Raw genomic sequence first — 19,326 nt, 5'->3', positions numbered from 1 at the left:
TTACCAGATGCCCTTCTCCACCTTGTCGGCCAACTCGGGGTAGCGCTCCGCCTTGAACTCCGGCACGGCCACGCCGGCCTTCAGCTGGCGTTGGTAATCGCCGAGCACGATGAAGAAATAGCGCGACAACAACAAGATGGCGGCCAGATTGATCAGCGCCATCAAGCCCATCGCCAGGTCGGCCATGTCCCACACCAGCGGCAGGCTGGCCAGCGCGCCGAACAGCACCATCGCCAGCACCAGCAAGCGGAAGGCCAGCAGGCCGCGCTTGCTGTTGAGAATGAACTCGACATTGCCTTCGGCGTAGGCGTAATTGCCCAGGATGGACGTGAAGGCGAACAAGAACATCGCCACCGCCAGGAACGATACGCCCAGCGGGCCGAATTGCGATTCGATGGCCTTCTGGGTCAGCGCCACGCCGCTCAGGCCCTGGTCATGCACGCCGGACAGCAGAATGATGGCCGCGGTGGCGGTGCAGATCACCATGGTATCGATGAACACGCCGAACATCTGGATCGCGCCCTGGCTGGCCGGGTGGCGCGACGCCGCCGTAGCGGCGGCATTGGGCGCGGAGCCCATGCCCGCCTCATTGGAGAACAAGCCGCGCTTGATGCCCAGCATCATCGCCTGGCTCACCGCGTAGCCTGCCGCGCCGCCGGCCGCCTGCTCCAGGCCCAGCGCGCTCTTGACGATGAGCACCACCAGGCCGGGCAGTTCCGCCGCATGGATGGCCAGCACGTAGAAGGCCATCGCCAGGTAAATCAGCGCCATCACCGGCACCAGCCACTCGGCCACCCGCGCCACGGAGCGGATGCCGCCGAAGATGATGGGAGCGGTCATCGCCGTCAGCGCCACGCCGACGAACATCGGATGCCAGCCCCAGGCACCGGCGGTGGCGGCGACGATGGAGTTGGCCTGCACCGCGTTGAACACCAGGCCAAAAGCCAGGATCAGGCACAGCGCGAACACCACGCCCAGCCAGCGCTGACCCAGGCCTCGCTGGATGTAGTAGGCCGGGCCGCCGCGGAAGGTTTCGTCATGGTGATTGGTCTTGAACAGCTGCGCCAGCGTCGATTCGACGAAAGCGCTGGACATGCCGAGCAAGGCGGTCAGCCACATCCAGAACACCGCGCCCGGCCCGCCGACGGCGATGGCGATGGCTACGCCGGCGATATTGCCGGTGCCCACGCGGCTGGCCAGCCCGGTGGCGAAGGCCTGGAACGGCGAAATATCGTTCTTGCTGCGGTGGCCGCCGCGGCCGCCCGTCATCTCCTGCCAACCGCGCCGGAACAGGCGCAGTTGCAGCAGGCCGGAACGCAATGTGAAATACAGGCCGACCGCGATCAACAGCGCGATCAGAATCTTGCCCCACAACACATCGTTGACGGCATTGATCAGTGAATGAAACAACTCCATGGTTCTCCTTGGCGTTCTGAGCGTAAACCTCCCCGCAATATGCGTCGCCGCGGGGATCGAAGGTTGGATGAATCCCGATCTGGCGCCGGGATAAGCACCTTGAGAACAGAAAGCGGATTCGGCGTCAGCCCCAGCCGATTGGCTTGCCGCAGCGCTGGCGGCAAAGTGGGCGAATCTAGCAAAAGACCCGGACAAATGGCAATAAAACAATTTTCCAAGCCGACATGCGTTGAATTCATTGCAACGGCAAATCGCTATATAAGAAGCGGCAAGACCATTGCTGCGAGGAGACGGCCGGACGCGGCATGCAATTGGCAAAGTGAAGCCATCCTGCAACAGCCATAGGGCCGCGCCTGATCTGCATGGGCTTTTGCCAATCATTTTCAAGCAGATCAATTATTCAGCCTGAAATAGATAGATGCTAATCTGAAAATGCGCGCGTGGCGGGCAATCGGAGCGGCAAGCAGCATGAAAGCGATAGGCTATTGGGTAATGGCGCTGTGGTGCCTCGCCTGTCTGGCGGGCGAACCGCCGTGGCGATTGGTCGCCGACGCCAACTTTGAACCGTACAGCTACCTGGGCCGGGACGGCAGCAGCCCGCAGGGGCTGGACGTGGAGCTGGTGAGCGCGGTGATGCGGGAAGCCGGCACGCCATTCCGCATCAGCCTGTTGCCCTGGGAAAGAGTGAAGCTGCAGCTGGCGCAGAAGGAAGCCGACGCCGGATTCGTCTTCACCGGCACGGCCGAGCGCCGCGCCCAATATGAGCTGGTGGGACCGCTGCGCACCGGACAAACCGTATTCATCACGCTGACGCAGAACCGCCTGCGCTACTGGCGCAGCCTGGACGATCTCAAGCCTTATCTGATAGGCCAAGTACACGGTTACAGCTACGAAACCGACTTCGACAAGGCGGACCTCGAACGCGACCTGCACGCCACCACGCCGCGCCAGCTGGTGGCGATGCTGTTGGCGGGACGGGTGGATGTGATCGTCGGCGACAAGACGCAGCTGCTGTACTTCATCCAGCAGCTGCAGGCGGAAAACCAGGTGCGGGTGCTGTCCAAACCCTTGGTGGAAATGCCCCGCTACGTGGCCTTCGCCAAAGGCGACCCGCGCGCGCGGCAGTTCGAGACCGCGCTGAGAAAATTACAGCAGAACGGCCAGCTGCAAGCCATCCAGCAACGCTGGTCGCCCTGAACGGCGCTAGGGGCTGTTGACGTTTGGTGGGCGGTCGCGCCGGGATGCGTTTTGCGCCGAATCGAGGCGTTTCGCGCGCCGCATAGTTATTCTCTGCCAGCGCGGAACAACGAAGAGTCGGCGCGAAAGGCACCCGGCCCTGCGGGTTTGGCCGCTTTGGGCCGGAAGCCACGTTGCCCAGCCCTTGCATAGAATGACTATGCGGCGGACTGTGCGCCTTGCTTCCGGCCCAAATCGGCTCAAACGCGATCCACTCACCAAACGTCAACAGCCCCTAGCGGCGCGCCGGCAGCAGGTCCAGCCTGTCGGTACACAGGCTGTCCACGCCCCAGGCCAGCAGCCGCCCGGCGTCCGCCGTATCGTTCACCGTGTAGCACAGCAGCTGGTAGCCGGCCTGCTTGATGTCGCGCGCCAGTTCCGCGGTCAGCGCATGGTGGTCGCAGTGCAGCGCCACGCAGTCCAGCTCCCGCAAAATCTCGCGCCAGTTGGCGGGGATGTCCTCGCACAGAAACGCGCGCGGCAGCGCCGGTTCGGCCGCCTGCGCCGCGCTCAAGGCGTCGATCTCGAACGAGGACAACAAGGGCGGCACCGCCGCGCCGGCCCACAGCCGCGCGGCTTCTTGCGCCACCAAGCGGCCGGTTTCTTCGAAGCGGCCCGGACACGGCTTGATCTCGATGTTCAGCAGCATGCCCTGGGCGCGGCAGTAAGCCGCCACATTGGCCAGCGTCGGCAGCGCCTCGCCGGCGAAGGCCGCGCCCTTCCAGCCGCCGGCGTCCAGCATCGACAGCTCGGCCATGGTCTTGAGCTTGGCCTCGCCCTGGCCGTTGCTGGTGCGGTCCACGGTGTCGTCATGCAGCAGGAAGCAGACCTTGTCGGCCGACAGCTTCACGTCGCACTCCGCCGCGCGGTAGCCGTAACGAATGCCTTCGCGGAAGCCGGCCAGGGTGTTCTCCGGCGCCAGCGTGCCGCCGCCGCGGTGGGCGACAAGCTCAGGATACGGCCAGGACTGCTTCAGTTGCTGCGACATGCTCGATTCTCCGTTGTGTTTGGGCGTCAAACAGGTGCAGCGCCTCCGGCCGCACCGTCAGTTCCAGCCGGCTGCCCGGCTGAGGGCGCTGGCCGTGGGCCAGCCGCGCCACCGCGTTTTGCCCGGCCATCAAGCCGTAGACGTAATTATCGGCGCCCAGCATCTCGATGCTGTCCACCCGCAGGCTCAGACTCAAGCCCGGCTCGCCGCCCAGGCGCAGGTGTTCGGGCCGGATGCCGACGCTCAACTTGCGCCCCGCCAGCTCGCTCCAGGGCTGCGGCAAGGTCAAGGCCGAGCCATCGCCCAGCAGCAGGCGCTCGCCGCGCGGGTCGGCCTCGGCGTCCAGCAGGTTCATGCCCGGCGAGCCGATAAAGCTGGCGACAAAAGTGGAGGCCGGCCGGTCGTAGATTTCGTCCGGCGCGCCGATCTGCTCGATATGGCCCTTGTTCAACACGATGACGCGGTCGGCCAGCGTCATCGCTTCCACCTGGTCGTGGGTGACATACAGGCTGGTGGTGGACAGACGGCGGTGCAGTTGCTGGATCTCCAGCCGCATCTGGCCGCGCAGCTTGGCGTCCAGATTGGACAGCGGCTCGTCGAACAGAAACACCGCCGGCTCGCGCACGATGGCGCGGCCCATGGCCACGCGCTGGCGCTGGCCGCCGGACAGCTCGCGCGGCCTGCGCGACAGCAGCTGCTCCAGCTCCAGCACCTTGGCCACGGCCAGCACCCGCTCCATGATGGCGGTCTTGGCCATGCCCTTGAGCTTGAGCGCGTAGCCCATGTTCTGCGCCACCGTCATGTGCGGATACAGGGCGTAATTCTGGAACACCATGGCGATGTCGCGGTCCTTGGGCTCCAGCTGGTTGACCAGGCGCTCGCCGATGCGGATCTCGCCGTCCTCGGTGCTTTCCAGGCCGGCCACCATGCGCAGCAGCGTGGACTTGCCGCAGCCGGACGGGCCGACGATGACCACGAACTCGCCGTCGCCGATCTCGACCGAGATGTCTTCCAGCACCTTGCGCTCGGCGCCGGGATAGCGCTTGGCGATATTCTTCAGACTCAGTTTTGCCATATGGCGCGCCTTCTCATTTTTCGTTGTCGACCAGGCCCTTGACGAACCAGCGCTGCATGAAGATCACCACGGCCAGCGGCGGCAGCAGCGTCAACAGCGCCGACGCCATCACCAGATGCCATTGCACCGCGCCCTCGCCCAGCATGCCCTTGATCGCGATCACCGCCGTGGACATGGCCGGATCATGCGTGACCAGGAGCGGCCACAGGTACTGGTTCCAGCCATAGATGAAGGTGATGACGAACAGGGCCGCGATATTGGTGCGCGACAAGGGCAGCACCACGTCCACCATGAAGCGGATCGGCCCCGCGCCATCCACCCGCGACGCCTCCATCAGCTCCTTGGGCAGGGTCATGAAGAACTGGCGCAGCAGGAAGGTGGCGGTGGCGGACGCGATCAAGGGCAGGGTCAGGCCGGTATAGCTGTTGATCAGCCCCATCTGGGTCACCACCTCCACGGTCGGGAAAATCCGCACTTCCACCGGCAGCATCAGCGTGGCGAAGATCAGCGCGAAGCCGGTTTTTCTGAACGGAAAGCGGAAATAGACGATGGCATAGGCCGACAGGAAGGAGATGAAAATCTTGCCGATGGCGATCAAGAGCGCCATCACCAGGCTATTCCACAGCGTGCGCGCCAGCGGCACCGCCAGGCCGCCGCTGCCGTTCCACAACACGGTGGAAAGATTCGTCCACAGCTCGCCGCCCGGCAGCAGCGACAGCGGCACCCGCGTCACCTGATCGGCGCTCTGGCTCGCCGCGACGAACATCAGATACAAGGGGAATGCCACGACCAGCGCGCCGGCGATCAACATCGCGTGGCAGAACAGGTCCAGCCCTTTGCGGTTTTCCACCATCAGTACTGCACCTTTCTTTCCACGTAACGGAACTGGATCAGCGTCAGGATGCCGACCACGATCATCAGCACCACCGATTGCGCGGCCGAGCTGCCCAGGTCCAAGCCCTTGAAGCCCTCCAGGTACACCTTGAGGATCATGGTTTCGGTGGACTTGCCCGGCCCGCCGCCGGTGGCCGCGTCTATCACCGCGAAGGTATCGAAGAAGGCGTACACCAGGTTGACCACCAGCAGGAAGAAGCTGGTCGGCGACAGCAGCGGGAACACCAGGTCGCGGAAACGGCGCAGGGGGCCGGCGCCGTCTATCGCGGCGGCCTCGAGCAGCGACGCCGGTATCGCCTGCAGGCCGGCGTAGAAGAACAGGAAGTTGTAGCTGATCTGCTTCCAGGCCGAGGCCAGCACCACCAGCAGCAGCGCCTGGCCGCCATTGAGCGCGTGGTTCCATTCATACCCCATGCCGCGCAGCAGATAGCTGATCCAACCCAGGCTGGGGTTGAACAGGAACAGCCACAGCACGGCCACCACCGAAGGCGCGATGGCGTATGGCGCGATCAGCACCGTCTGGTAGACGCGCTTGCCGCGGACGATCTGATTGGCCATCACCGCCAGGATCAGCGCGCTGCCGGTGCCCAGAATCGTCACCAGCGCGCTGAACAGCAGCGTGGTCTGGATGGTGCCGAGGTACAGCGGGTCATGGAACAGCTGGCTGAAATTGGCCAGGCCGACGAACTGGCTGTCCAGCCCGAACGGGTCCTGCATATGCGCCGATTGCCACAGCGCCTCCAGCGCCGGCCACAGGAAAAACACCAGCGTGATCGCCAGCTGCGGCGCCAGGAGCGCCAAACCGAGCCAGCGGTTGGGAAAATAAGTACGGTTTTGCATGAGGACACCAGGACACAGCGGACAGCCATCCGGCTGCCCGCTCATGGGACGAGAAATCAGCCGGCGGTCTTCTCGAAGCGGCGCAATAGCTCATTGCCGCGCAGCACCGCGTTGTCCAGCGCGTCCTTGGCGCTCTTCTTGCCGGTCCACACCTCCTCCAGCTCCTCGTCCACCACGCTGCGGATCTGCGGCATATAACCCAGGCGCAGGCCGCGGGTATAGGACTTGGGCGGCTTGTTCTGCATCTGCAGGGTTGGGATGTCGGCGCCGGGGTTCTGTTGATAGTAGCCATCCTTGCGGCTCAGCTCATAGGCGGCGCTCACCACCGGCAGGTAGCCGGTGTCCTGATGCCATTTGGCCATGACCGCCGGCGAAGTCAGCAGCTTGAAGAACTTGGCCACGCCCTTGTATTCGGCCGGGGATTTGCCGGCCATCACCCACAGGCTGGCGCCGCCGATCAAGGCGTTTTGCGGCGCGCCCTTCACCGCCGGGTCGTACGGCATAATGCCCATGCCGAAAGCGAACTTGGCGTTCTTGCGGATATTGGCCAAGGAGCCGGAACTGCCGGTCATGATGCCGCACTCGCCGCTATAGAACTTCAGCGTGGCCTCGTCCTTGCGGCCGGCATAGCTGAAGCTGCCATCCTTGGCCATCTTGGCCAGCATCTCGATGTGCTTGACCTGGGTCGGGCCGTTGAACTGCAGCACGGCGTTGGTGCCGCCAAAGCCATTGTCCTGGCTGGCGACCGGCAGATTGTGCCAGGCGCTGTAGTTCTCCAGCTGCACCCAGCCTTGCCAGCCGGTGCTGTAACCGCAGCGCATGCCGGAGGCTTTCAACTTGGCGGCGGCGGCGGCCAGCTCCGGCCAGGTTTTGGGCGGCGCGTCCGGCAGGCCGGCCTTCTTGAAGGCATCCTTGTTGTAGTACAGCACCGGGGTGGAGCTATTGAACGGCAAGGACAGCAGGTGGCCGGTCTTGGCGTCGGAGTAGTAGCTGGCCACGGCCGGAATGAAGGCTTTCTCGTCCAGTTTTTCCCCGGCATCGGCCATCACTTGGTAAACAGGCTTGATGGCTTTCTTGGCCTGGATCATGGTGGCGGTGCCCACCTCGAACACCTGCACGATGGCCGGCGCGTTGCCGCTGCGGTAGGCGGCGATGGCGGCGGCCAGAGATTCGTCGTACTGCCCCTTGTACACCGGCACCACCTTGTAATCCTTTTGGCTGGCGTTGAACTGGGCAGCGATGGCGTTGACGCGGTCGCCCAGCGCGCCATCCATGGAATGCCAGAACTGGATTTCGGTGGCGGCCTGGGCGGAAACAGACAGCGTCAGCAGCAGGGGCGCCAGCGCGCCGGCGCGGCGGGACAGAGCAAACTTCATCGTGATCTCCAGATGTCGTGGGCGGGCAAGTCGTCAAGCGGCGGATTGTGGCCGGACAAAATGACAATATCGTTACAGTAATATGTCATCAGAATTTCAACAAGCGCTCATTTACAAATTTGCTCATGACATCCATGCAAAAAGGGCACGCAAGGCGTGCCCTTTTACAAACGCATCCGCGCGCTTTTACTGGTAACTCAGCTTATCGGCCTTGCCCCAGAACACCCGGTAAGCAAAAGCGGTGTAGCCGATGATGCATGGCAGCACCACCACAGCGCCCCACAGAATCACCCACAGCGCCTCCGGATCGGCCGCCGCTTGCCAGATTGTCATCCGTCCGATCACCATCTGCGGGAACACGCTATAAGCCAGCCCCCAGAACGACAACAGCACGATGCCGACGCTGGCGGCAAACGGCAGCCAGCAGAAGGCGTCGTTGCCGGCTGCCTGGCGCCGCGCCAGCCTGGGCAGGCTGAGCCAAAGCAGGATGAACAGCGCCAGCGAGCCCAGCGGCAAAGGCAGCAGCAACAGGAACTGCGGAAGCGCGAACCATTTGGCGGCGATGCCGGGATTGGCCAGCGGCGTCACCACCGATACCGCCAGCACGGCCAAGCCGGCACCGTACAGGGCGTACTCGGCCCAGACAATCGCCTTGGCCTGCAGCTTGCCTTGCGTCTTCATCACCAGCCAGCAGGCGCCGAGCAAGGCGTAGGCCAGCGCCAGTCCCGCGCCGACCACCAGCGCGAACAGCCAGGCGGTAGCGCCCTCGGCAAAGCCGGTCAGGAAACGGCCCAGCATCACGCCCTGCGCCAGCGCCGCCAGCAGAGAGCCGCCGGCAAAGGCCGCATTCCACCAAGGCTTGTGCGGGTCCTGCGCCTTGACGCGGAAGTCGAAAGCCACGCCGCGCAGGATCAGCCCCACCAGCATGGCCAGCACCGGCAGATACAAGGCGCCGAACACCACGCCGTGCGCTACCGGAAACGCCACCAGCAACAGGCCCGCGCCCAGCACCAGCCAGGTCTCGTTGGCGTCCCAGAACGGGCCGATCGAGCCCACCATCACATCCTTCTCGTCATCGGTCGCCAGCGGCAGCAGAATGCCGACGCCCAGATCGAAGCCGTCCAGAATCACGTACACCAGCATCGCCAACGCCATCAGTCCGGCGAAGATCGCCGGCAGGTAGAATGCCTCGCTCATGCCAGTTTCTCCTTCAGTTGCGGTTCGTGCGCCAGCTCATGCGCGCCGGCCTTGCGCGCCAGGTAAAAAAGCACCGAGATATAAGCGGTCAGCAGCAGCGCGTACAGCGTCAGATACGTGCTCAAGGAAGTGAACAGCATCGGCGCCGTCGCATGCCCGGCCGCCTGGGCGGTGGTCAGCACGCCCGTCACCAGCCATGGCTGGCGCCCTATCTCGGTGACAAACCATCCGGCCAGGGTGGCGATCCAGCCGGCAAACGTCATGCCCACCAGCACCCGCGCCAATGCCTGCGGCAGCTCGCCCCGCTTCTTCAGCAGCCAGGCGGCCAGCCAGGAAACCAGCAGCATCAGCATGCCCATGCCCACCATCACGCGGAAACTCCAGAACACCTTGGCCACCGGCGGATGATGCTCGAACTCGTTCAAGCCCTTGATCTCGCCGCCCCAGGTGTGGGTCAGGATCAGGCTGCCCAGCTGCGGCACGCCCAGCGCATAGTCATTGCTGCGGGTTTCGGCATTCGGCAGCGCGAACAAGAGCAGCGGCACATCCTTCTCGGTGTGCCAGATGCCTTCGATCGCTGCCAGCTTGGCCGGCTGATGCTTCAGCGTGTTCAAACCGGACATGTCGCCCACGAACATTTGCAAAGGGATCAGCAGCGCCGCCAGGAACACGCCGCTCTTCAAGGCCACCATGACGCCGCGGCCGCGCTCGCCGCGCAGGTAGCGGTAGGCGGACAGGCCGGCGATCAGGAACGCCACGGTCAGGCCGGAAGCCAGCAGCATATGGGTTAGCTGGTACGGCAAGGTCGGGTTGAAGATCACCTCCAGCCAGCTGACGACATGGGCGCGGCCGTCTCGCATCACGAAGCCGGTGGGCGTCTGCATCCAGGAGTTCAGCGCCAGAATCCAGAACGCCGACACGGTGTTGCCGAAGGCCACCAGGAAGGTCGCCAAGGTGTGCACGCCCTCGGACACCTTGCTGCGCCCGAACAGCATGATGCCGAGGAAGCCCGCCTCCAGGAAAAACGCCGTCAGGATTTCATAGGCCAGCAGCGGGCCGGCGATATTGCCCACCGTCTGCATATAGCCCGGCCAGTTGGTGCCGAACTGGAAACTCATCGTCACGCCGGACACCACGCCCAGCGCGAAGGACAGCGCGAAGATCTTCACCCAGAAGCCGTAGGCGTCCATCCAGCCCTGGTCGCCGGTCTGGCGGAAGCGCATCTTGAAGAACAGCAGCACCCAGGCCATCGCGATGTTGATGGTGGGAAACAGGATGTGAAAACTGATATTGGTGGCGAACTGGATGCGCGCCAGCGTGACGGGATCGAGCTCCATGGCTTACTCCTTTTCTTCTTCGCGGTGGCCGAGCCGCGACAGCGATTGCGTGAACTGCAGCACTTTCTGCACCTGAGAGCCCAGCTTCATCAATCGCTGCAGCGTCTCCACGTCCATGTGCTGGATATCGGAAAACCAGGTGGTGACCAGCTCGATCAGCTGGTACATCTCTTTCATTCTTTCCTGCGCGTGCCGCTCCGCCTCGCTGGCCGGGCTGTCCATGATGGCGCCGCGCAGCATGGTCAGCGTCGGCTCCACCTCGCGCTTCTTGCGCTCCTCGGCCAGGGTCTTGAATATCTGCCACACGTCTTCCGGCGTGGAGAAATACTCGCGGCGGTCGCTGGGAAAATGCTGCAGCTTGACTAAACGCCACGACTGCAGCTCTTTCAGCCCCATGCTGACATTGGAGCGGGAACAACCTATCGCTTCGCCGATCTCATCGGCGTTAAGCGGTTTTTCCGATACGTACAGCAAGGCATAGATCTGGCCGACGGTGCGATTGATGCCCCAGCGGCTGCCCATCTCGCCAAAGTGCAACACAAAGGACTGCACCAGAGGGGGGAGGTTCATGATTTTTCCAATTTTCAGTAATTTCTGAAAGTTTGATATGGATCATAGGTTGTCCAGCGGGATAGAGTCAAGACACAGACTGACCTTGCTCGGCGCGACAGACCGTCTTGCCGCAGTTCCGCGCTCAGGCCATGGCATGAAAAAAGCCTCCGGGAAACCCCGGAGGCTGTTGAGCTTGGCCTGGATGGCCGCGATGGTTTGGCGTTCAAAAAAACGGCTGATGCCAGGCGGCGCGCCCGGCATCAGCCGCTTGTCCGTCCCGCTTAGGCCAGCACAGCGGCGATGGCGGCGTTGAAGGTGGCGCTCGGACGCATCACCGCGCTGCACTTGGCGGCATCCGGCAGGTAGTAGCCGCCGATATCCGCCGGCTTGCCCTGCACGGCCTTCAGCTCGGCCAGGATCTTCTGCTCGTTGTCGGCCAATTGCTTGGCGATGGGCGCGAAACGGGCTTGCAGTTCCTTGTCGTCGGACTGCGCGGCCAGCGCCTGGGCCCAGTACATGGACAGGTAGAACTGGCTGCCGCGGTTGTCCAGCTCGCCGGTGCGGCGCGACGGGGACTTGTTCTCGTCCAGCAGCTTGCCGGTGGCGGCATCCAGCGTCTTGGCCAGGATCTTGGCCTTTTCATTGCCGGTCTTGATGCCCAGTTCTTCCAGGCTGACCGCCAGCGCCAGGAACTCGCCCAGGCTGTCCCAACGCAGGTGGTTCTCTTCCAGCAGTTGCTGAACATGCTTGGGCGCAGAGCCGCCAGCGCCGGTTTCGTACATGCCGCCGCCGGCCATCAGCGGCACGATGGACAGCATCTTGGCCGAGGTGCCCAGCTCCATGATGGGGAACAGGTCCGTCAGGTAGTCGCGAAGGATGTTGCCGGTGACCGAGATGGTGTCCAGGCCGCGCGCCACGCGCTCCAGCGTGTAACGCATCGCGCGCACTTGCGACATGATGTGGATGTCCAGGCCCGTGGTGTCGTAATCCTTCAGGTAGGTCTGCACCTTCTTGATCAGCTCGTTTTCATGCGGGCGGTACGGGTCCAGCCAGAACACGGCCGGCATGCCGGAGTTGCGCGCGCGGGTCACGGCCAGCTTGACCCAGTCGCGGATCGGCGCGTCCTTGACCTGGCACATGCGCCAGATGTCGCCCTGCTCGACGTTCTGCGACAGCAGCACTTCGCCGGTGGCCAGATCGACGATATTGGCGACGCCGTCTTCCTGGATTTCAAAAGTCTTGTCGTGCGAGCCGTACTCTTCGGCCTTCTGCGCCATCAGGCCGACATTGGGCACGGTGCCCATGGTGCGCGGATCGAAGTTGCCATGCCATTTGCAGAAGTTGATCATCTCCTGGTAGATGCGGGCGAAGGTCGATTCCGGCATCACGGCCTTGCAGTCGTAAGGTTTGCCGTCGGCGCCCCACATCTTGCCGCCGGCGCGGATCATCGCCGGCATCGAGGCGTCGACGATGATGTCGTTCGGCGAGTGGAAGTTGGTGATGCCCTTGGCCGAGTCCACCATGGCCAGGCGCGGACGGTGCTCCTGGCAGGCGTGCAGGTCGCGGATGATTTCTTCGCGCTTGGAGGCCGGCAGCGTTTCGATCTTCTCGTACAGGGTAGCCATGCCGTTGTTGACGTTGACGCCCAGTTCCTCGAACAGCTTGCCGTGCTTCTCGAACGCGTCCTTGTAGTAAATCTTGACGCAGTGGCCGAACACGATGGGGTGGGACACCTTCATCATGGTGGCCTTCACGTGCAGGGAGAACAGGATGCCGGCTTCGCGGCAGTCTTCCATCTCGCGCTCGTAGAAGTCGCACAGCGCCTTCTTGCTCATGAACATCGAGTCGATGATCTCGCCGGCCTGCAGCGCCACCTTGGGTTTCAGCACGATGGCCTGGCCGCTCTTGGTCACCAGTTCCATCTTGACGTCGCGCGCCTTGTCCAGCGTCATCGACTTTTCGCCGTGGTAGAAATCGCCGTGGTGCATGTGGGAAACGTGAGTCTGCGACCACTGCTTCCATTCGCCCATCGAATGCGGATGCTTCTTGGCGTAGTTTTTCACCGCCAATGGCGCGCGGCGGTCGGAATTGCCTTCGCGCAGCACCGGGTTCACCGCCGAGCCTAGGCACTTGGCGTAGCGGTCGCGGATCGCCTTTTCTGCGTCTGTCGTCGGGTTTTCCGGGTAGTCGGGAATGTTATAGCCCTTGGCCTGCAATTCCTTGACGCAGGCTATCAACTGCGCCACGGAGGCGCTGATATTGGGGAGCTTGATGATGTTGGTGTCCGGGTGCTGAGTCAGCTTGCCCAGTTCCGCCAGCGTGTTCGGCACTTTCTGTTCGTCGGTCAGATGGTCGGGGAACTCCGCCAGCACGCGGGCGGCCACGGAGATGTCGGCGGTTTCCACCTGGATGCCGGCGGAAGCGGCAAAGGCCTGGACCACAGGCAGGAAGGCGCTGGTGGCCAGCGCCGGCGCTTCGTCAGTCAGGGTGTAGATGATTTTCGATTGTTCTGCTGGCATTACTCTATCTCCATGTTGATCTTGTGACGACAGAACGATTGCGCGAAGAGGTCATGGCTCGGACGGCATTCCGGGGAAGGCCGGAGATATTGGCTGGGCGGACGCGGGCGTCACGCCGCTCTTTGGCAATTTTCAAAAGCGAATTATACCCCTTCTCATCGTCTTGGTTGGCGACGCAACTGAAACTTTTATGCCTGATAATTGGCCAGATGACGTTCGAATGCGAATAAAACGCTTGTTCGAACACCAGCTTAGCCGCCGGTCCCCAAACGCGACACACGATATCGCTCACGCGGGGGCCAGGCCTTGCTATCATTCGCCTACTTTATTTCGCTGTGTTTTCCGCATGCCCCAGCTGATTCTGCTCAACAAACCGTATGGCGTGATTTGCCAGTTTTCCGACCATCCCACGCATCCGACGCTGAAGTCCTGCGTGCCCCTTCCCGGCGTCTACCCAGCAGGCCGGCTGGACACCGACAGCGAGGGCCTCTTGCTGTTGACCGGAGATGGCACGCTGCAACACCGCATCGCCGATCCGCGCTGGAAGCTGCCCAAGACCTATTGGGTACAGGTGGAGGGCGAACCCAAGGAAGAGCAGCTGGAGATGTTGCGCGCGGGCGTAGACCTGGGCGATTTCATTACTCAGCCGGCCCAGGTTCGCCGCATCGAAACGCCGGAACTGTGGCCGCGCAATCCGCCGGTGCGTTTCCGCAAGACGGTGCCGGACTGCTGGCTGGAAATCATCATCAGCGAAGGCAAGAACCGCCAGGTGCGGCGGATGACAGCCAAGGCCGGCCTGCCCACGCTGCGCTTGGTGCGGGTGGCGATCGGCCCGTGGCGGCTGGATAGCCTGCAGCCCGGCGAGATGCGGCAGCTGGAGGTGAGTCTTCAAGATTTGCCGCGGTCAGGCGCTGCCGGCCGCAAGCCTGGCGCGCGCGCGCCGGACCGCTCGCAGGCACCGGCGGCCAAGGGCGGCAAGGCCCCTACGTTCCGCTTTGCCCGCAACCGGAAGGACTAGGGGCTGTTCGCTCCAGGCCACGGCTCCGCTCGCTCACCGCCTAATCCTGATGAAAATTCGCTGCTCGGTTTGAATGCGCGGCGCTGAAAAGCAAAGCGGGGAAGCCTTGGCTTCCCCGCGGGGTGGAGGCGCTTGATGGCGCCAATCTTGGGTCACGGAGGGTCTGCCTTAATAGCTGTGATTGTCCTCGAAATAAGCGATCGGGCCAGCGCTGGTCAGGCCGATATGGAAATGGGAGCTTTCCGGGAAGACTTCGCCCGCGCTTTCCGCGGCGCGCACGAACTCGAACAGCACCTCGACTTCCTTGAACTTGCGGGCCAGAATCAGATTGCCCTGCAACCAGTTTTGGATTTCGGCTTCATGCGGATGCGCGTTTTCCAGCTTCAACTGGAATCCATCGCCGCTGATCAGGCTGATGGCGGGCGGCATGCTGATGTCGAACTGGTTCAGCTCCTTTTGCGCCAGCTCGGCGAAGCTGGACAGTTCGTGATTCGCCTTTTCCCGGATTTCGGAAAGAGCGATGGACCCGTCGTCAGCCAGCTTGCCAAGCAGTTGGCTGATGCTGGGTGCGGCGGAGGCGGTCTCAAGCGACATCATGTTACTCCTCTGTTGGACGTTACCATTTAGTAATAATAGGTAAAGATTCCGACAGTAGCTGATCAATAGGTCAGTTTTTTCAGTTCGAACAAAATTTCCAGCGCTTGCCTGGGGCTGAACTCATTCGGATCCAGCTCCGCCAGCCGCTCCAGCGCCGGATGCGGCTCGGGTTCCGCCGCAGGCGCCGGGGCGGCGAACAGGTCCGGCTGCACCCGTGCCGCCGACTGGTTCTCCAGCTCCGCCAGGTGGCGGCGCGCGTCGCGTATCACCTTGCCCGGCACGCCGGCCAGCTGCGCCACAGCCAGGCCATAGCTCTGGCTGGCCGGGCCGTCCTCCACATGGTGCAGGAACACGATGCGGTCCTTATGCTCCACCGCCGACAGATGGACATTGGCGACGGCCGGGTATTCCCCGGCCAGCGTGGTCAGCTCGAAATAATGGGTGGCGAACAGCGTATAGGCGCGGTTCTTCTCGATCAGCGCGCGGGCGATGGCCCAGGCCAGGGCCAAGCCGTCGAAAGTGGACGTCCCGCGGCCGACCTCGTCCATCAGCACCAGAGAGTGCTCGCTGGCGTTGTTGAGGATGTTGGCGGTTTCGGTCATTTCCACCATGAAGGTGGAGCGGCCGCCGGCCAAGTCGTCGGACGCGCCGATGCGGGTGAAGATGCGGTCGATCGGGCCGATGATGGCGGAGTCGGCCGGCACGAAGCTGCCGACGTGGGCCAGCAGCGTGATCAGCGCGTTTTGCCGCATATAAGTGGACTTACCGCCCATATTCGGGCCGGTGATCAGCAACAGCTTGCGCTCAGCCGATAACTTGGTGTCGTTGGCGATGAAGCGCTCCACCTCAGCCTCCACCACCGGATGGCGGCCGGCGACGATGTCGAGCCTAGGTTCCGGCACGAACTGCGGCTCGGCGTAATTGCCTATGCTGGCCCGCTGAGCGAACGCAGCCAGCACATCCAGCGCCGCCACGGCCTGGGCGATCAGCTTCAACTCGGCGATGTGCGGCGCCAGCTCGTCCAGCAGCGCCTCGTACAATTGTTTTTCCAGCGCCAGCGAACGGTCTTGCGCGGTCAGCGCCTTGTCTTCGAATTCCTTCAACTCCGGCGTGATGTAGCGCTCGGCGTTCTTCAGCGTCTGGCGGCGGCGGTAGTCGTCCGGCACCTTGTCCGATTGGGCCTTGGACACTTCGATGTAGAAGCCGTGCACGCGGTTGAATTCGACTTTCAGCGTGGTGATGCCGGTGCGTTCCTTTTCGCGCGCTTCCAGTTGCAACAGGAAGTCACCGCAGTCGGTTTGAATGGCGCGCAGCTCGTCCAGCGTCGGGCTGAAACCGTTGTTGATGACGCCGCCGTCGCGCAGGAAGGTGGCCGGCTCCGGCAGGATGGCGGCGGAGAGCATGGTTTCCACTGGCGAGTGGTCCGGCAACACGGCGGCCAGTTCGCGCAGCAAGGGCGCATCCAGGCTGGCGGCCAGCGCCTTGATGCCTGCCAGCGCCCTCAGCGAGTCGCGCAATGCCGACAAGTCGCGCGGCCGCGCTGAGCGCAGCGCCACGCGGGCGGTGATGCGCTCGATGTCGGATACCTGGTCCAGCTCGGCATGAACGTCCTGATGCCGCGCCAGCAGCGCGCGCACCGCGCCGTGGCGGCGCGCCAGCTTCTGGTGATTGCGCATCGGATGATGCAGCCAGTGGCCGAGCAGGCGGCTGCCCATGCTGGTGGCGCAGGTGTCGAGCAAGGAAGCCAGCGTCGGCGAGGCCTCGCCGCGTATGGTTTCGGTCAGCTCCAGGTTGCGGCGGGTGGCGGCGTCCATGCGGATCAGCTCGCCGGCGTCTTCCACCGACAGCGCGGAGATGTGGGCCGGATTCACGCCCTGGGTGGACTTCACGTATTCCAGCAAGGCCCCCGCTGCCCCGACAGCCACCGGCAGCGTGTCCGCGCCGAAGCCGGCCAGATCGCGGGTGCCGAAATGGCGGGTCAGCGCCAGCTTGGACGATTCGATGTCGAACTGCCATGGCGGCAGCTTCTTCCTGGGGATGGCAATCTGCTCGAACGCCGCCAGGCCGGTGTCGTCCGGGATCACCAGCTCGGCCGGCTTCAGGCGCTCCAGCTCGCTAGACAGGTCCTCGACGCCAGCCTGCATGATCTTGAACTCGCCGCTGGCGAGGGACAGCCAGGCCAGGCCCAGCACGCCCTTGACCATATTGACCGCCAGCACCAGGTTGTCGCGCTTGTCGTCCAAGAGCGCGGCATCGGTCAGCGTGCCCGGCGTGACGATGCGCACCACCTTGCGTTCCACTGGCCCTTTGGCCAGGGCCGGATCGCCGATCTGTTCGGCGATGGCCACGGATTCTCCCATCTTCACCAGCCGCGCCAGATAGCCCTCGGCGGCATGATAAGGAATGCCGGCCATCTTGATCGGCGTGCCGGCGCTGGCGCCGCGCGCGGTCAGCGTGATGTCCAACAGCCGCGACGCCTTTTCCGCATCCTCGTAGAACAGCTCGTAGAAGTCGCCCATGCGGTAGAACAGCAGCTTGTCTGCGTGCTCGCGTTTCAGGGCTAGATACTGCTGCATCATCGGGGTGTGCTGGGGCGTGCTCATCGGGTGTCGGGCTCTGCTCTTGGTCGGTCTGGATAAATGCGCGACGCCCCGGAAAGGCGGGGCGTCGAAGTTGGCGACATTTTAGCGCGCGGCGGCGGGGGTGTCAGCCAGGGCGGCTTGCGGCACAATGTTCCGACAACCATAAGGAGAAAAGCCATGTCCCGCCTGTCGCCGCAGCAAGTCTTGCGCCGCCTGTTCGATGTCGCCGTCGCCAGCGTCAAGCCGGAACGGCTGCTGGATCATCTGCCGCCTCCGCCAGCGGGCCGTACGGTGGTGATCGGCGCCGGCAAGGCCGCCGCCGCGATGGCGCGCGTGCTGGAGCAGGCCTGGCCAGGCCCATTGTCCGGCGTGGTGGTGACGCGTTATGGCCATGCGCTGCCCACTTCGCGGATCACGGTGCTGGAGGCGTCCCATCCGGTGCCTGACGCGGCCGCTTGCATTGCCGCGCAGCGGGTTATGGACGCGGTGCGCGGGCTGACGGCGGACGACCTGGTGATCTGTCTGCTGTCCGGCGGCGGTTCGGCGTTGCTGTCGCTGCCGGCCGAGGGCATCAGCCTGGAAGACAAACAGCAGGTCAACCGGCAGTTGCTGGCCTGCGGCGCCGGCATCGACGAAATGAACGCCGTGCGCAAGCACCTGTCGGCCATCAAGGGCGGACGGCTGGCGCTGGCCTGCGCCCCGGCGCGGCTGGTGACCTTGGCGATTTCCGATGTGGTGGGCGACGATCCGGCCGTGATCGCGTCGGGACCGACGGTGGCCGATCCCAGCACTTATGCCGATGCGCGCGCCGTAGTCGCCAAATACGGCCTGAATTTGCCGCCGGCGGCGCAAGGCCTGTTGGACGCGGAACCCGACGAGACGCCCAAGCCCGGCGACACGAGGCTGGCCCATGCCGAGTACCGGCTGATCGCCACCCCGCAAATCGCCTTGCGGGCGGCGGAGGCCGAGGCGCGGCGGCTCGGTTACGACGTGCTGTTGCTGGGCGACAGCATACAGGGCGAAGCGCGCGAGGTGGCGAAAGTCCACGCCGGCGTCGCCCGTCAGATCGCGGCGCATGACCTGCCGGTGGCGCGGCCCGCCCTCATCCTGTCCGGCGGAGAAACCACGGTCACGCTGAAAGGCCAAGGCCGCGGCGGCCGCAACAGCGAGTTCCTGCTCGCCCTCGCCGTGGCGCTGAACGGCCTGCCCGGCGTCTATGCCCTGGCGGCGGACACCGACGGCATAGACGGCAGCGAGGACAATGCCGGCGCGCTGATCACGCCAGATACGCTGGCCCGCGCCCTTGCGCTAGGCCTCAAGGCCGAAGGCTGCCTGGCCGATCATGAAAGCTATGGTTTTTTCTCCGCGCTGAACGATCTGCTAGTCACCGGACCGACGCACACCAATGTCAATGATTTCAGAGCGATCTTATTGGGCTAGCGCGAATCTTGAACCCGCAAGACAACAATATCGGCTTGATGAAGGCACCCGAGACTGTCCGCATTCTTGTGTAACCGGGGTTTAGATAAGGTAAGCGTTACTCGAACTGGATGGCAAAGCGAGTTAGGGCCGCTTTCCAGGCTCGGATCGGCATGTTCCGCTGCTGGCTGATATTTTTCAATGCTAGGGGCTGTTGACGTTTGGTGAGTGGATCGCGTTTGAGCCGATTTGGGCCGGAAGCAAGGCGCACAGTCCGACG

At 63.7% G+C, this 19,326-nt stretch carries 14 protein-coding genes and 1 pseudogene; 3 read left to right on the top strand and 12 right to left on the bottom strand.

What is annotated here, in order from left to right; genetic code table 11:
* Positions 1 to 1,416 carry an alanine/glycine:cation symporter family protein gene (locus tag QUG01_RS09430; RefSeq protein ID WP_500829907.1) on the bottom strand — a complete coding sequence of 472 codons (1,416 nt, stop codon included), beginning with the start codon at positions 1,414 to 1,416 and terminating at the stop codon, positions 1 to 3.
* A gap of 468 nt (positions 1,417 to 1,884) precedes the next feature.
* Between QUG01_RS09430 and QUG01_RS09425 the strand changes: the two genes are divergently transcribed.
* Entirely contained in the window at positions 1,885 to 2,613 is a 729-nt protein-coding gene (locus tag QUG01_RS09425) for a substrate-binding periplasmic protein (RefSeq protein WP_500829906.1), read from the top strand.
* 274 nt (positions 2,614 to 2,887) lie between these two features.
* Here QUG01_RS09425 and ugpQ read toward each other — a convergent pair whose 3' ends face one another.
* The 9 genes from ugpQ to QUG01_RS09380 form a co-directional block, all read right to left on the bottom strand.
* Complete coding sequence (gene ugpQ / locus QUG01_RS09420) at positions 2,888 to 3,640, bottom strand: glycerophosphodiester phosphodiesterase (RefSeq protein ID WP_500829905.1); 753 nt, start codon at positions 3,638 to 3,640, stop codon at positions 2,888 to 2,890.
* Entirely contained in the window at positions 3,603 to 4,715 is a 1,113-nt protein-coding gene (locus QUG01_RS09415) for a sn-glycerol-3-phosphate import ATP-binding protein UgpC (RefSeq protein ID WP_500829904.1), read from the bottom strand. The genes ugpQ and QUG01_RS09415 overlap by 38 nt, the downstream gene beginning before the upstream one ends.
* Positions 4,716 to 4,728: 13 nt before the next feature.
* Positions 4,729 to 5,568, bottom strand: a complete 840-nt coding sequence (gene ugpE / locus QUG01_RS09410) for a sn-glycerol-3-phosphate ABC transporter permease UgpE (RefSeq protein ID WP_500829903.1) — start codon at positions 5,566 to 5,568, stop codon at positions 4,729 to 4,731.
* A complete protein-coding gene (ugpA, locus tag QUG01_RS09405) occupies positions 5,568 to 6,449 on the bottom strand; it encodes a sn-glycerol-3-phosphate ABC transporter permease UgpA (RefSeq protein WP_500829902.1) in 882 nt (293 codons plus the stop codon). The genes ugpE and ugpA overlap by 1 nt, the downstream gene beginning before the upstream one ends.
* A 56-nt stretch (positions 6,450 to 6,505) precedes the next feature.
* A complete protein-coding gene (gene ugpB, locus QUG01_RS09400; RefSeq protein ID WP_500829901.1) occupies positions 6,506 to 7,825 on the bottom strand; it encodes a sn-glycerol-3-phosphate ABC transporter substrate-binding protein UgpB in 1,320 nt (439 codons plus the stop codon).
* Between the two features lie 186 nt (positions 7,826 to 8,011).
* A complete protein-coding gene (locus QUG01_RS09395; protein ID WP_500829900.1) occupies positions 8,012 to 9,022 on the bottom strand; it encodes a cytochrome d ubiquinol oxidase subunit II in 1,011 nt (336 codons plus the stop codon).
* Positions 9,019 to 10,359 (bottom strand): cytochrome ubiquinol oxidase subunit I, encoded by a 1,341-nt coding sequence (locus QUG01_RS09390; protein WP_500829899.1) that lies wholly within the window; start codon positions 10,357 to 10,359, stop codon positions 9,019 to 9,021. Before QUG01_RS09390 ends, QUG01_RS09395 begins: the two co-directional genes overlap by 4 nt.
* A 3-nt stretch (positions 10,360 to 10,362) precedes the next feature.
* Positions 10,363 to 10,929 (bottom strand): GbsR/MarR family transcriptional regulator, encoded by a 567-nt coding sequence (locus tag QUG01_RS09385; protein ID WP_043624364.1) that lies wholly within the window; start codon positions 10,927 to 10,929, stop codon positions 10,363 to 10,365.
* A 263-nt stretch (positions 10,930 to 11,192) separates the two neighbouring features.
* A complete protein-coding gene (locus tag QUG01_RS09380; RefSeq protein ID WP_500829898.1) occupies positions 11,193 to 13,430 on the bottom strand; it encodes an NADP-dependent isocitrate dehydrogenase in 2,238 nt (745 codons plus the stop codon).
* Between the two features lie 346 nt (positions 13,431 to 13,776).
* Here QUG01_RS09380 and QUG01_RS09375 point away from each other — a divergent pair.
* Positions 13,777 to 14,295, top strand: a pseudogene (locus QUG01_RS09375) (pseudouridine synthase); the annotation flags it as partial.
* A 321-nt stretch (positions 14,296 to 14,616) separates the two neighbouring features.
* Here the strand turns inward: QUG01_RS09375 and QUG01_RS09370 are convergent.
* Positions 14,617 to 15,045 carry a hypothetical protein gene (locus tag QUG01_RS09370; RefSeq protein WP_500829897.1) on the bottom strand — a complete coding sequence of 143 codons (429 nt, stop codon included), beginning with the start codon at positions 15,043 to 15,045 and terminating at the stop codon, positions 14,617 to 14,619.
* Positions 15,046 to 15,107: 62 nt separating this feature from the next.
* Positions 15,108 to 17,648: a DNA mismatch repair protein MutS gene (gene mutS / locus QUG01_RS09365; protein WP_500829896.1), complete on the bottom strand. Its 2,541-nt coding sequence runs from the start codon at positions 17,646 to 17,648 to the stop codon at positions 15,108 to 15,110.
* 156 nt (positions 17,649 to 17,804) lie between these two features.
* Between mutS and QUG01_RS09360 the strand changes: the two genes are divergently transcribed.
* Positions 17,805 to 19,067 carry a glycerate kinase type-2 family protein gene (locus QUG01_RS09360; protein ID WP_500829895.1) on the top strand — a complete coding sequence of 421 codons (1,263 nt, stop codon included), beginning with the start codon at positions 17,805 to 17,807 and terminating at the stop codon, positions 19,065 to 19,067.
* The last annotated feature ends 259 nt before the right edge of the window (positions 19,068 to 19,326 follow it).

Source organism: Chromobacterium sp. CCUG 76385, from assembly GCF_059916625.1.
This window is presented reverse-complemented; position numbering and strand designations above follow the sequence as displayed.